This window comes from Candidatus Flexifilum breve (genome assembly GCF_016713355.1).
The window spans coordinates 94,346-108,131 of the sequence record NZ_JADJPI010000004.1 but is presented as its reverse complement, the minus strand read 5'-3'; the positions used below and the strand labels follow the sequence as shown (position 1 = coordinate 108,131).

Annotated in this window: 12 protein-coding genes; 3 read left to right on the top strand and 9 right to left on the bottom strand. The window is 60.6% G+C overall.

The annotated features are described in order from the left end of the window. Window positions 1-76: 76 nt before the first annotated feature. Complete coding sequence (ruvB, locus tag IPK17_RS01160) at window positions 77-1,108, bottom strand: Holliday junction branch migration DNA helicase RuvB (RefSeq protein WP_343415835.1); 1,032 nt, start codon at window positions 1,106-1,108, stop codon at window positions 77-79. Between the two features lie 174 nt (window positions 1,109-1,282). On the opposite strand from ruvB, the gene upp reads away from it, so the two are divergent. Then, the gene (gene upp, locus IPK17_RS01155; RefSeq protein ID WP_343415834.1) at window positions 1,283-1,906 is read left to right on the top strand and encodes a uracil phosphoribosyltransferase; all 624 of its coding nucleotides are present in this window, start codon (window positions 1,283-1,285) and stop codon (window positions 1,904-1,906) included. A gap of 6 nt (window positions 1,907-1,912) precedes the next feature. Next, window positions 1,913-2,980 (top strand): glycosyltransferase family 4 protein, encoded by a 1,068-nt coding sequence (locus IPK17_RS01150; RefSeq protein ID WP_343415833.1) that lies wholly within the window; start codon window positions 1,913-1,915, stop codon window positions 2,978-2,980. A 46-nt stretch (window positions 2,981-3,026) separates the two neighbouring features. Here IPK17_RS01150 and IPK17_RS01145 read toward each other — a convergent pair whose 3' ends face one another. The 8 genes from IPK17_RS01145 to IPK17_RS01110 form a co-directional block, all read right to left on the bottom strand. Further along, a complete protein-coding gene (locus IPK17_RS01145) occupies window positions 3,027-4,085 on the bottom strand; it encodes a hypothetical protein (RefSeq protein ID WP_343415832.1) in 1,059 nt (352 codons plus the stop codon). A gap of 181 nt (window positions 4,086-4,266) precedes the next feature. Continuing rightward, window positions 4,267-5,031, bottom strand: a complete 765-nt coding sequence (gene tpiA, locus IPK17_RS01140; RefSeq protein ID WP_343415831.1) for a triose-phosphate isomerase — start codon at window positions 5,029-5,031, stop codon at window positions 4,267-4,269. 37 nt (window positions 5,032-5,068) lie between these two features. After that, window positions 5,069-6,856 (bottom strand): serine/threonine-protein kinase, encoded by a 1,788-nt coding sequence (locus tag IPK17_RS01135; protein WP_343415830.1) that lies wholly within the window; start codon window positions 6,854-6,856, stop codon window positions 5,069-5,071. Window positions 6,857-7,020: 164 nt separating this feature from the next. Beyond that, window positions 7,021-8,199 (bottom strand): phosphoglycerate kinase, encoded by a 1,179-nt coding sequence (locus IPK17_RS01130; protein WP_343415829.1) that lies wholly within the window; start codon window positions 8,197-8,199, stop codon window positions 7,021-7,023. Window positions 8,200-8,363: 164 nt separating this feature from the next. Beyond that, window positions 8,364-9,374, bottom strand: coding sequence for a type I glyceraldehyde-3-phosphate dehydrogenase (gap, locus tag IPK17_RS01125; protein WP_343415828.1), 1,011 nt, complete (start codon window positions 9,372-9,374; stop codon window positions 8,364-8,366). Between the two features lie 20 nt (window positions 9,375-9,394). After that, entirely contained in the window at window positions 9,395-10,702 is a 1,308-nt protein-coding gene (locus IPK17_RS01120) for a gluconeogenesis factor YvcK family protein (RefSeq protein ID WP_343415827.1), read from the bottom strand. A 65-nt stretch (window positions 10,703-10,767) separates the two neighbouring features. Continuing rightward, window positions 10,768-11,463: a TIGR01906 family membrane protein gene (locus IPK17_RS01115; RefSeq protein ID WP_343415826.1), complete on the bottom strand. Its 696-nt coding sequence runs from the start codon at window positions 11,461-11,463 to the stop codon at window positions 10,768-10,770. Then, the gene (locus IPK17_RS01110; protein ID WP_343415825.1) at window positions 11,460-13,022 is read right to left on the bottom strand and encodes a spermidine synthase; all 1,563 of its coding nucleotides are present in this window, start codon (window positions 13,020-13,022) and stop codon (window positions 11,460-11,462) included. The genes IPK17_RS01115 and IPK17_RS01110 overlap by 4 nt, the downstream gene beginning before the upstream one ends. Window positions 13,023-13,042: 20 nt before the next feature. On the opposite strand from IPK17_RS01110, the gene IPK17_RS01105 reads away from it, so the two are divergent. Then, window positions 13,043-13,726, top strand: coding sequence for a GNAT family N-acetyltransferase (locus IPK17_RS01105; RefSeq protein WP_343415824.1), 684 nt, complete (start codon window positions 13,043-13,045; stop codon window positions 13,724-13,726). Window positions 13,727-13,786 lie beyond the last annotated feature (60 nt).

The window sequence follows — 13,786 nt, the reverse complement described above, 5'->3', positions numbered from 1 at the left end:
ATGTTCTGTTGAATTGTGTCAATTGTGGGTTTTGTACCCCTCTCTGATCGGAGAGGGGCAGGGCAGGAGTTCTTACCTAAAACAGCGGCTTCTGATTGTCTTCTTCCCGCGACGCATACGGGATGCCCATATGCTCGTACGCGCGGAAGGTTGCCATGCGCCCGCTCTTCGTCCGTTTGAGGAAGCCGAGCTGCATCAGATACGGCTCGTACACATCTTCAATCGTGGACGCATCCTCACCAATTGACGCGGCAATCGTCTGCAAACCGACCGGGCCACCCTCATAATGCAGGATGATCGCGTTCAGAATGCGGCGGTCGATGTCGTCCAAGCCGAGGTAGTCGATCCCCATCAATTCGAGCGTTTCGCCCGCTACTTTGCCGTTGATGATGCTGTCCGCCCGGATTTGCGCGTAATCGCGGCAGCGCCGCAGCAGACGCAGCGCCACACGCGGCGTTCCGCGGGCGCGGCGGGCAATTTCTGCTTTGCCTTCCGGCGTGATTTCGATTTTCAGCATTCCGGCGGCGCGTTCAATAATGAACTCCATCGACTTCTGGTCATAGAAGTCGAGGCGGAAGCGCGCGCCGAAGCGGTCGCGTAACGGCCCCGCCAGCAGCGCGAGCTGGGTTGTCGCGCCGATCACCGTGAAGCGCGGCAGGTTGAGACGCACGTTCTTCGCCGCTGGCCCCTTGCCGATCACAATGTCGAGCGCGAAGTCTTCCATCGCCGGATAGAGAATTTCTTCGACAGCCCGCCCTAAGCGGTGGATTTCGTCAATGAATAGTACGTCATTCTGCTTCATATGCGTGAGAATCGCCGCGAGGTCGCCCGCCCGTTCAATCGATGGTCCAGCGGTGATCCGGATGTTGCTGTTCATCTCATTGGCGATCACGAACGCCAGCGACGTCTTGCCCAAGCCGGGCGGTCCGTAAAACAGCACATGATCGATTGGTTCGCTGCGGGCTTTCGCCGCGTCGATGATGATCTTGAGGTTTTCGCGCACGCGATCTTGCCCGACGATGTCGCGGAGCAGCTTGGGGCGCAAAGCGATATTTTCGCGGTCATCGCGTTGGGCTTTGCCGCTCACTAAGCGGTCGTCATCGGACATAGAATTCTCCGCTGGTTCTGCATAAATGTTCTATTGTAGTATAGCCGATGCTTTGACACGGCGGTAGTGGGGACGTAAAATCGGGGCGTTTGCGCGCCTGCCTTCCCGGATACGGGGAAGGGCCCGAAAATGGTTTTTCGCTACACTCACACCAGAACTTAAGGATTTCACCCCATGAGCCAAGTCTTCGTGTCCAAACACCCCCTCGTGCAGCACAAGCTGACCCTGCTGCGCGATGTCCAGACCGATCATCGGTCATTTCGTGAACTCACGCGCGAGCTCTGCCTGCTGCTGATGTACGAAGCCACACACGACCTGAAGCTCGCGCCCAAGCAGGTCACCACGCCGATGGCCACGACCACGGGCAGCAAAGCCGAAGAAACCATCGGCCTCGTGCCGATTTTACGCGCGGGCTTGGGCATGGTCGAAGGTGCGCTCGCGCTCCTGCCGAATGTGCAGGTCTGGCATCTTGGTTTTTACCGCGACGAGAAATCGCTGCGTCCAGTCGCTTACTACAATCGCCTGCCGGATGCGCCGACCGTCCAGCTCTGCCTCGTGCTCGACCCGATGCTCGCCACGGGCGGTTCGGCGGTGGCCGCGGTCGATGTGCTCAAGAAATGGGGCGCTCCGCGCATCAAGTACATTGGCCTGATCGCTGCGCCGGAAGGCGTCGAACGCCTCTCCACCGCGCACCCGGACGTGCCGATCCATGTCGCCACAATTGACGAAAAGTTGAACGAAATCGGCTACATTGTGCCGGGGCTGGGCGATGCCGGAGATCGCCAGTTCGGGACGTAGCCGCCTGTGTCGGAAGGCTACGCCTATCTTCTGGTTTTTGGCCTGGCGTTGAGTGTCTCGCTGGCGCTCATCCCCTTGGCCGATTGGCTGGGCAAGCGCATTGGGGCGGTCGCGAAAGCGGGTGGTCGGCGCAGCAGTGAAGCCGACCATAAGCGCCTGTCCCGCCTCGGCGGGATCGCGCTGTTCGGCGGTTTCATCAGCGCGGTGATCGCGGCGCAGTTTTTGCCTGTGCCGCGCTTGGATTCCTACGAAATCATCCGCCTGACTGGGCTCATCCTCGGCTCGCTCATCATCTTCGTCGGCGGTCTGCTGGACGACCTCATCGAGCTCAAGGCGCTCCCACAGTTCCTCTTTCAGTTTGCGGCGGCGGCTATCGCCATCCTGTTTCAGATCTTCATCCAGTATTTCAATAACCCGTTCACGGGCGCGCAGACCGATCCCTTCCCGTACATCGTGACGGTCGTGCTCAGCTTGTTCTGGCTCGTCGGCATGATGAATACGATGAACTGGCTCGACGGCATGGATGGCCTGGCCGCGGGCGTGACCTTCATCGCCGGGACGATGCTGTTTGTCAACAGCGCTTTTCGCGTCGAACCCGCGCAGACCAGCGTCAGCCTGCTGCATCTCGCCTTGATGGGCGCGTCGCTTGGCTTCTTGCTCTTCAATTTTCATCCGGCGCGGATCATCATGGGCGGTGGCGCGCCGTTCCTCGGCTACGCGCTCGGCACGCTGAGCATCATCGGCGGCGCGAAGATGGCGACCATTCTGCTTGTGGTTGGCCTCCCACTCGTCGATGCCGTCTGGCAGGTCGTCAGCCGCATTCGCGATGGCCGCAGTCCGTTCTCGGGCGACAGGGGACACCTGCATTTCCGCCTCTTGGATATCGGCTTCACGCAGCGGCAAATTGTCGTCGCCTACTACCTGTTTTGTGCGTTTTTCGGGGTGCTCACGCTGGTGACGGCCAGCCAATTGTTCAAGTTCATCGCGCTCGCGATGATGTTCCTGCTCGTCGCCCTCGGCTTCGTCATCCTCACGCGCCTCAATCGCTCCCACCCTGCATCATCAGATAAATGATTTTCTCCCCTCTCCTCTAGGAGAGGGGTTAGGGTGAGGTTTCGCTCTATTCTTCTGCAGCTTCGTCCGCTGGCGGTTTTGGCATCGCCGTCCCGGTGATCATCACTGGGCCTGCGCGATCATCGGAGGGTGCGGGCTGCGCTGTCACGGGGGCCGGGCGGGGAAGGGCTTCGGGCTCTTTGCCGGGTGCTCCGGGGATCGGCAGCGGCAGCTTGTAAATCGAGGGTGGGCCGCCCGGTGTTTTCGGCGCGTTCTTCGCCGCTTCCAACTGCTTCTGCTGTTTCTGCCGCGCCTGCTCCTTTTGCTTGAGGATTTCCTCGCGGCGCATGGCGACCAGCTTGCCGTTCTGGAACGTGGCGCTGTCCCCGGTGACGCGCTCGATCAACGATTCGATGCCGCCGAGCACGCCCGTCATCACCAGATTGATGGCGATCACACCGATGAGCGACCCGGCCAGCAGCGAGAGCAGCGTCGCCAGCGGCCCGGTGAACGCCTCGACGAACAGCTCATCGCCCACGCCGAGCAGGAACAGCAGCACCACGCCTACGCCGAGCACAATCAGTACCGGACGCCAGCCTTTCAGCTTGTCCCATTCCGGCATCATTGTGTTGGCGACGGCGAAGATGAGGTAAAACCACAGCCAGAAATCCGGCGTTGCCGTCAGTCGGCCAATCGCAACGTTCACATCGTCCAGCGACCCGGAGGCAATCAGAATGCGGATACCGCTGATATCCATCACACTGGTCAGCACGAACGCAATCAAGGCGATGCCTGCCAGCAGCGGCGCGACGCTGATCACTGCGACTTTGAATGCGGACGTGTTCTTGGATAGACGAATGAAGTTCAGTTTGAGTTCGGCAATCGCCTGCGCTTCCGGCCACGCAATCGCTCGTTCGGCCCGCACATTGAACACGCCGGCGACCAGCCACAACACGAACTCATGAAAGACGACGCCAGGGAGGAAGAACGTGTAGTACAAAATCGTGGTGGTGTGCAGATTCTTGGTGATCAGCCACCCGACCTTGAAGATATGCTGGTGCAGCCATCCCTCAAGTCGTCGCATGGCGACCAGCAGCCCGATCACGAGCAGCCACGGGAAGACCAATTCCAGAATACCCAGAGCCGCTTACCTTTCTCAACCTACCGCTGAATCTGTTCTTTCGTCGGGACGCGCTTCATCGCGTCCATTGTTCAACCTTACCGCATCTGTACCCTTTGGGCGCATTTCACTGCCTGCGTGCAATGTCTGCTCCCCTCCCCGAATTCGGGGAGGGGTAGGGGGGGATTTACTTGACCTGCGCCGCCGCTTCGACCAGCTTGGTGAAATCATCCAGCTTGAGTGACGCGCCGCCGACCAGCGCCCCGTCGATATCCGGTTGGCTCATGTAATCGGCCATGTTGTCCGGCTTGACGCTGCCGCCGTACTGAATGCGCAGCGCGCCCGCCACCGCATCGCCGTACAAGTCGCGCACCGTGCCGCGTACCGCGCCGCTGATGATCTGGTTGGCGAGGTCGGCGCTGGCGTTCTTGCCCGTGCCAATCGCCCAGATCGGCTCGTAGGCGATGACGATGCTCGCCATCTGCTCCGCGCTGATGCCGTTCAAGGCCGCGCGCACCTGCCCGCCGACGAACGCTGCCGTCTGCCCGGCTTCATAGGTTTCGAGGCTCTCGCCGACCGCAATGATCGGCTTGAGGCCGTATTCCAGCGCGATTTTCGCCTTCTTGTTGATGTCCTCGTCGGTTTCGCCAAGATACTTGCGCGCTTCGCTGTGCCCAATGATCACGTATTCGACCAGCCCTTGCAGCATGCCGGGGGCGATCTGCGAGGTGTATGCGCCTTCCTTGTTGAACGCCACATTCTGCGCGCCGACCTTGACCGCGCTGCCGCGCAGCACATCGGCGACTGGGGCGAGCGCGACGAACGTCGGACACACGACGCGTTCGACATTGCTGAACGGTTCGAGGCGCGGGAGAAGTTGGCGCACGAAATCGACTGATTCCGCGACGGTCTTATACATTTTCCAGTTGCCAGCGATGATAGTTTGACGCATTGTGTGATAGCTCCTTAGATTGTGGATCTTATGCCGCTTATTGTACCGCGCTTTGCAGCAATGCCGAGGCGCGTTGTCTGGCCCAACCCGGTGCATCTGGGCTGGCGAGCACTGCTTCCCACTCGGCACGAGCATCCCCCGCGCGGTTCTGCTGGGCGTACAGTTCTCCGAGCACCAGATGCGCCTCAGCGAGCGCGCTGTTCTGCGTGAGTGCCCGTCCGAGCGCGGCATTCGCCAGTTCTGCGTTCCCATTCTCGATGAGCACCCGCGCCAGCAGACTCAGTGCCAGCGGCGAATCTTCTGCTTCGACCGCCCGCGTGACTTCCGCCATGATCACCACCCGCGGGAAGGTCTCATCGCTGGCGATACGGTACGCGGGGGCGCCCGCTTGCTCGCGGATTGCCGGATATAGGTCAGTGCCTTCTGCCCGCCGAATCGCTTCCAGATAAATCTCAAAGGCGATTTCCTGTCGTCCCGTATCCTGCGCCAGTTGCCCCGCCGTCAGCGCGTAGCGCACGGGATCATCAGCATACGCCAGCCCATCGACGACTGTTTGCAGCGCCTCTGTCTGGCTGGTGAGCCGCCGCTGTTCCATCAGCGCGCGCGCCAGCGCGAGGTAAGCCAGCGGATCGGTTGGGTTGCTGGTCAGGTTAGTCCGGGCGTCCGGCAGTCGCAGCGCGGGGACATCATACAGGGTAATCGGTCGTAGGGGCGGCGGGCGGGTCGCGACCGGGCCAGAGGTGCCCGCGCCGATCTCGGTACTGGTGCTGACTTCCGTCGCGGTTGCATTCCGTGCGAGCAGTCGCCCGCGGATCAGCAGCCCGGCGATCACCAGCACGAGCACCGCGATCACGCTGATCGCCGCGATGAGCCCCCACGATCGCTGCTTGGGCGCGCGCGCGGCTTTCTCGATGGTGGTCGCGACATTCGCTTCGATGGGCAGCAAGGCGCGCGGTTTAGCCAGCGTTTCGTTAGCGCCGTGCCGTACTTCCTGCCGCAGCGCCAGGCTGTTCTCGCCCGCCAGCGCTGTTTCCAGTTCGCCAACGAGTACCGCTGCCGTCGGGTAGCGATCGGTGGGGTCTTTGGCGAGCGCCCGCAGCAGCACCGCTTCCGCTGCTTTCGGCACATTCGGGTTGATCGCGCTCGGCAGGGGCAGCTCGCGGTAGATGTGATCGTGAATGATAGAGTAGGGGGTGCCGTCGCTGTACGGCACTTTCCCCGTGATCAGCTCGTACAGCACCACGCCGAACGAGTACAGATCCGCGCTCGCGGTTACTTCACCTTTGCCGAGCGCCTGCTCCGGGGAAATGTAGAACGGCGTGCCGATCACCATGTCGGCGCTCAGGGTGCTTTCGTTCGCTTGCGCCAACCGCGCCAGCCCGAAATCGGAGAGATACGGGACACCCGTTTTGTCGAGCAGAATATTTGATGGCTTGATGTCGCGGTGCAGCACACCTTGACTGTGAGCGTAATCGATGGCCGCGGCTATCGGCTTGATGATCTTGACCAGGTCGCCGATGGCGAGCGCCCCGGCGCTCAGGATGTCTTTCAGCGACCGACCCTCAATGTACTTCATGACGAGGTACGGGTTGCCTTCGTGTTCGGAAAAGTCGTACACGGGGACGATGTGTGGATGTTCCAGTTGGGCGACGATCTGCGCTTCGCGTTCAAAGCGTCCGCGAAACGCCGGATCATTGTGCATGCCCTGATGAATCATCTTGATCGCGACGTAGCGGTTGAGGCGGCGGTGATACGCTTTGTAGACGGTCGCCATGCCGCCGCGTCCCACCACCGCGTTGATCTCGTAAGCCCCGACTTGTTCCATGCGTGCTCCATCGGCCTGCCCGAATCCTCTTCTATTGTAACGAATGTTTGCCACTGCAAAATAAAACCCCTCTCCTAAAGGAGAGGGGCAGGGGTGAGGCAAATCCCCCTCTCTTCTAGGAGAGGGGCTAGGGGTGAGGTTGTTGTCCCACTAGGGGGCGCAGATTACTTATCCTTCAACGCCGCGACGCCGGGCAGTACTTTGCCTTCGAGCATCTCGAGACTCGCGCCGCCGCCCGTCGAAATGTGCGTGATCTGGTCTGCGAGACCGGCATCCTCAATCGCCGCGACCGAGTCGCCGCCGCCGATGATCGACACCGCGCCCTGCTTGGTGCGATCCGCCACCAACTGCGCAACCGCTTTCGTGCCCGCCGCGAACGGCTTCTTTTCGAACACGCCCATCGGGCCGTTCCACACAATCGTCTGCGCCGATCCGATCACCTTGGCGAACAGTTCGATCGTCTTCGGCCCCGCATCGTACATCGACCAGCCCGCCGGAATGGGCGTGCCAACGTCGACGGTCTGCACCTGCGAATCGTCCGCGAACTTGTCGCCGAGCACACCATCAACCGGGAGCACGAGCTTGTCGCCGCCCTTGGCCAGCAGCGACTTCGCCGTTTCAATCGCATCCGCTTCGACGAGCGAATTGCCCATTTCGTAGCCCTGCGCCTTGAAGAACGTGTTCGCCATACCGCCGCCGATCAGCACCTTGTCGGCCTTGGTAAGCAGCGATTCGATGACCGCGATCTTGTCCGACACCTTCGCGCCGCCGAGGATCGCCACGAACGGACGCTTCGGGCTTTCGACCGCGTTCGCCAGATAGTCGATTTCCTTTTCCATCAGGAAGCCCGCGACCGACGGCAGGAACTGCGTCACGCCCACCGTCGACGAGTGCGCGCGGTGCGCCGAACCGAACGCGTCCATCACAAATACGTCGCCAAGCGCCGCCATCTGCTTGGCGAGCTCGAAGTCATTCTTCTCTTCGACCGGGTAGAAGCGCGTGTTTTCCAACAGAATCACGCCGCCTTCCGCGACCAACGCTTCCGCTTCTGGGCCGACCGTCGCGCTGGCGAACTTGACCGGCACGCCGAGCTGGGCTTCCAGCGCCGCCGCGGCGGGCTTGAGCGAGTACTTCGGATCGGGACCACCCTTCGGACGACCGAGGTGCGACATCAGCGCGATTGACTTCGGTCCCTGGCTGAGGATGTACTTGAGCGTGGGCACGGCGGCGCGGATGCGCGTATCGTCGGTGATCTTGTCACCGTCCAGCGGCACGTTGAAGTCCACGCGTACCAGCACGCGTTTGCCCTTCAGATCGATGTCTCGCACGTTCATTTTGTTCATGGTTGTGTCTCCTGTTGATGGTAGGAGCAAGGCGTGCCGTGCCCCTACGGGATAGGCAGTTGGGTGTGTTGCGTAAAAAAGGCGCAGCTCTCCCAGTGTGACGGGGGCGCGCCTTTAGCAAGCACCCCTCTCCATTTGGAGAGGGGGTGGGGTGAGGTTGAGTGTTACAGGCGGTCGCCCATGTACTTGGTGAGGTCGGCCACGCGGCACGAATAACCCCATTCGTTATCGTACCAGGTCACGACCTTGGCCAGCGTGCCATCGAGCACCTGCGTCGACATCGCGTCGATGATGCTCGAACGCGGGTCGCCCTTGTAGTCGATGGAAACCAGCGGTTCGTGCGACACGCCGAGGATGCCCGCCATGCGGCCATTCGCGGCTTCTTCCAACTTCGCGATCAGTGTCGCGGTATCGGTGGGGGTGTTCAGCACGGCGACGAAATCGACCAGCGAGACCGTCGGGGTGGGAACGCGCACCGAGAAACCGTCGAACTTGTTCTTCAGGTCCGGGACGACCAGCGACACGGCCTTCGCCGCGCCCGTCGTCGTCGGGATCATGCTCAGAGCGGCAGCGCGCGCGCGGCGCAGATCCTTGTGCGGCAGGTCGAGGAGCTGCTGATCGTTGGTGTAGCTGTGGATGGTCGTCATCAGCGCGTGCTTGATGCCGAATGCATCGTTGACCACCTTCGCGGCGGGCGCGAGGCAGTTGGTGGTGCAGGAGGCATTCGACACGACCGTGTGCTTGGCCGGGTCATACTGTTCTTCGTTCACGCCCATGACGATGGTGATGTCTTCGTTCTTCGCGGGGGCGGAGATGATGACCTTCTTCGCGCCGCCTTCAATGTGCTTGCCCGCCGTCTCTTTGTCGGTGAAGCGGCCGGTGCTTTCAATGACGATGTCCACGCCGAGGTCGCCCCACGGCAGCTTCGCCGGGTCTTTTTCCGCCAGCGCCTTCAGTTCGTCACCGTCGATGATGATCGAGCCGTTGCCTTTTTCGACCGTGCCCGGATAGCGGCCATAGGTCGAGTCATACTTGAACAGATGCGTCATCGTATCCAGATCGCCGAGATCGTTGAAAGCGACGAGATCGATTTCGCCAGCATAACGTTCACGCAGAGTGCGCACGACCTGACGACCGATGCGACCGAAACCGTTGATACCTACACGAATTGCCATGTTTGCTGTCTCCTTACGTATTACGGCACTTGAGCGATGGACATTTTGGGCGGCGTTCCACCGGAACGCTCCGTTTCGCTCAGCCACAAGATCGCCCGTACAAGTTTTTGCGGGTCATGCCGCCAAGGGCGATCAGAGTCCACTAGATCGGTGTGATGCACTTGGTATCGCTGCAATATTTCGTGGTTCTCCGGCGCAGGCTGCACGTACCGCGTGTTCGCCCCGGCGTTCTCCGACGGATAGGCATTGTTAGCCAGCACGGCTTGAAACACACCGCGCCCGATGTGGCGCTCCAGCGCCAGCACGTGATCGGCCACCGTATACCCGCTCGTTTCTCCCGGTTGCATCGCGATATTGCAGATGTACACCTTGTAAGCGGATGTTGCCCGCAGCGCCTCGGCAATCCCCTTGACCAACATATTGGGGAGGATGCTCGTGTACAGGCTGCCCGGACCCAGACAGATGATGTCCGCGTGCAAAATGGCTTGTACGCTGCCGCGATACGCTTCGGCGTCTGCCGGTTCGACCGAGAGTTTCTCGATCACGCCGCCCGCCTCGGTGATGTTTGACTCGCCGCGCACTGTCAGCAGGCGGGTCTTGCTCGCCAGTCGCACATTCGCGACTAAGGTGACATCTTCCAACGTTGCCGGAAGTACGCTCCCCTGAATGTTGAGGACGCGTTCGGTCTCGATCAGCGCCTTTTCGAGGCTGCCTGTCACGCCCGCCAGCGCGCTGATGAACAGGTTGCCGAAGGCGTGTCCGCCGAGATCACCACTGTTGAAGCGATACTGAAACAATTGGGTCATGAGGCTTTCGTCATCGGCCAGCGCGGCGATGTTATTGCGTAAATCGCCGGGAGGGAGCACGCCGAGTTCGCGGCGCAGTCGCCCGGAACTTCCGCCGTCATCTGCGACGGTGACGATTGCTGTGATATTGCCTGTGTACGGTTTCATCCCTTTAAGCACGGACGGAAGGCCGGTACCGCCGCCAACGGCGACGACCTTGATGCCCTTCTGCGTCATGCTGTGTCGGTACACGGCGTCAATCACTCGACCCTGAACCATTTTCCGGTATGGCGCGAGGATGTTGCGCGACAGTTTGATTTCGGCAATCCCGCAGAGCAGCAGCCCCACGAATACGCCTGCGCCAATTTCCAGCCAACCGATGCTTGGCACACTGCGCGCCGCCAGCGTGGGCTGCGCGAGCTCCAAAATCGCAAAGGCGAGGCTTAGCGCGATGATTCCGATTCCGAGTGCGAGGAGCAGCAGCCAGCGCTTAACTCCCAGCCCCACCGTAAACCACTTTTGGAGCGCATTTGCCAGGTTCATCTAGTCGTAACCCGCCATACACTGATCAAAGAGAGTAACACCACGTCCGCGGGCTGTCAAAATTTTTAGGCGGATTTAACACGATACGTGATGAAGAACAGGGTGATCGCGCTGAGGATCGTCAACCCGCCGATGGTGATCGCCGCGTCGAACCAGAATTGTTCCGGGAACAGGCGAATCAACGTATCCGAGTAGTAGAACTGCCACGTCCCGCTTTCGAAGAACAGTTGATGAAAGCCGGTGAAGAAGAACTCCCAATTGAAGACCGCCGTCAGCGCGATTGTGACCAGCAGCGCCACCGTCACCAGCGCTCCATTGCGGATGCTCATCGCCACCTGATTCGCCGCGCCGCGATAGTACAGGTAGAGCAGGGCGACCAGCGCCAGCACCGCGCCGATCAACGCGGCTGCAAACGCGATTTGCGTGACCAGCTTCACATCACGCAGATGCTGGAGTTCGCGCAGCGTATACATAGCGCGCCCATCATTCAGCGTTAAATCCGCGAGGTATTCGACATCCTCGCCGTTGAGCAGATAGCGCAGCGTATACGGTGCGTAGTTCATACGTTCTTCGGTTGTGAAGCAATAGGGGTCATCAGGGAAACCGGGGCGCGTGTACTCGAAATACAGGAAGGCGGGCGTCATGACGATGCGCACGATCAGCAGCACAATCAGCGGCGCGAGGATGATCGTTAAGTAGGCTTGCGCCAACCAACGCAGTGCTGGGCGATCAATGCGCTGCGCTTCGGTCGTCTCCGTCATCTAAGCTGCTCCACGCCGCCACCAAACAGGAAATTCAGCACCATCGAGTCGACCATTGTTTCAACTGGGGCGCGGTTGTCCGTGAAGATTGTTTCTGACGCTGTCACCGGGACGAGCGCCGACACCGCGAGGTTGAGCGTCGTTTTTAGGTCATCCGGCGCGTCCTGTGGGATGAGCGCCACGTTGCGAATGAAGTCTTCGCTGGTCGTGGGCTGCACGGACGCGACGAGGATCGTATTGAACGAGTAGGGGACATCCATCGCGTGCACCGTCGGGTAGACTTGCAGCAGCGTCGCGGTCAGCGCGTCGATCAGCCGCCGATCCGTATCGGTGCGCCCTACGTTGATCGCGACCACGCCGTTATCCAGTAGATGATCGCGCACTTCGCTGAAGAATTCGACGGTCGTCAACTGCCACGGGATATATGGCGGACGGTAAGCATCGATGCCGATCACGCTGTAGCGCCGTTCGAGTTGATTCAGCGCGTAGCGTCCATCCTCGACGATCACATTCAGGTTCGGCATGGCTTCCGGGTTCATGTCGAAGTAGCGCGCGCCCGCTTCCACAATCGCCGGATCGATCTCGATTCCGTCAATGGGAATGTCACCGTAGATGTGCGTGTACTGCCGCGCAATCGTCCCCGCCGCCAACCCGATCAGCGCCAGCGATTCTACATCGTCGGGCTGGGTGTCCGGGTTGAAGTATGGCGCGGTCAGGAAGAAGTCCCACGTGCGCCCGTAGGCATACTGGGTTGCGTGCCACTGGCTGTGAATGCCTTGCCCCTCGTTCAGATACAGGTAGCGGTTGCCCGCGGCATCTTCCTGCACCTGAATGTAGTTGTACGCGCTCTCATCCTCATAGATTAGTTGCGCGCCTTCCGCCGCCGCCCGCAGGGGCGAACCGTTCAGCACGAACAGTGACAGCACTGCGATTAGCACAGGCATCCACAAAAAGCGCAGCGCCCGTGTGCCTTCTACGCGCCACAACCCGATCAGTGCGACGAGAAACAGCACGCCCGCGAACAGCAGAAACGTCTGGAAGGTGCCGAGTTCGGGCAGGAGGATCACAACGGGCAGGAAAGTGCCGACCAGACTGCCGAGCGTGCTAATCGCGTATAGGCGTCCGGCCGTTTTGCCCGCTGACTGTGCGTCCGCGACCGTCAGGCGAATCGCGAACGGCGACACCGTGCCGAGCAGCGTGATGGGAATGGCGAACAGCACCAGCACCGAGGCGAACGATGCGATGGACAGCGCCCCGTCGAAGTTGCTGAACGCGGTCGCCGCCGCCGACAATACCGGACGCGCCACCAGCGGAATTACCGCGCTGAGAAATGCGCCCCATACCAATATGCGATAAAACGTGGAAAAATGAGGTGAACGGTCGGCCCAGCGCCCGCCGACGAAATAACCGACGGTCAGGTATAACAGCATCAAGCCGATCACGTTGGCCCAGACCAGATTACTTGTGCCGAAGACACTGCCCAACAGACGCGACGCCAGCATTTCGACCGCGAGGGTCGTCATGCCGCTGGTGAATACTGCGAGGTAAAGGTAAGCCAATGACTGAGAATCCTAAATCAATGAACACCCACATTCGCCGTGCTGAACCCGCGGATGCGCCGGGAATTACCCGAATTATACGCGCGGCGTGGCAAGAATATAACCCTGACGTTTTCCCGAACGTGATTCCCAAACATATGACCTTTGTTGCTGAGCGGGGCGAGGCCGGGATCATCGGTTTTGTCGATTCGTTCGCCACGCAGCGCGACGAAGACGACGCCGAAATCCGCTGGGAAGTCGACTGGCTCGCCGTCGATCCGAAAAATCATGGCCACGGCACGGGAACGGCGCTCATTGCCGCCGCGACTGAAGCGGGGCGCGCCGCCCATGCGACCGTGGCGCGCGCGCTGGTGCGTATCGGCAATGTCGCTTCAGAGAAAGCCTTCGAGAAGAATGACTATAAGCCGTCGCCGGATGTGCTCGCGCTCTATATCAGTGATCAGCCGCTCAAAGAGCTGCGTTCCGTCGCCGATCACCGCCAATCCTACCTGATCACGGTCAATCGCCTCAACGATACTGCGATCTGGATCGAAGGTGAAATCACCGACCGCGTCCTGCAGCAAGCGCGCTATGTGATCGGTGTGCGCGGTTGGCATGCGGCTGGGGCGCTCATCCCGCGCAGCGACCGCAAACTGCTCAAGTTGGTGGAGGCGGAAGGCTACAAACACGTCGCCAATTACCGCCAGTACGTGCTGCGCTACTGAAGGGGAAAATATCTTTTGTAGGGACGCGATTTATCGCGTCCGCTTCATGACTCGCCGAAA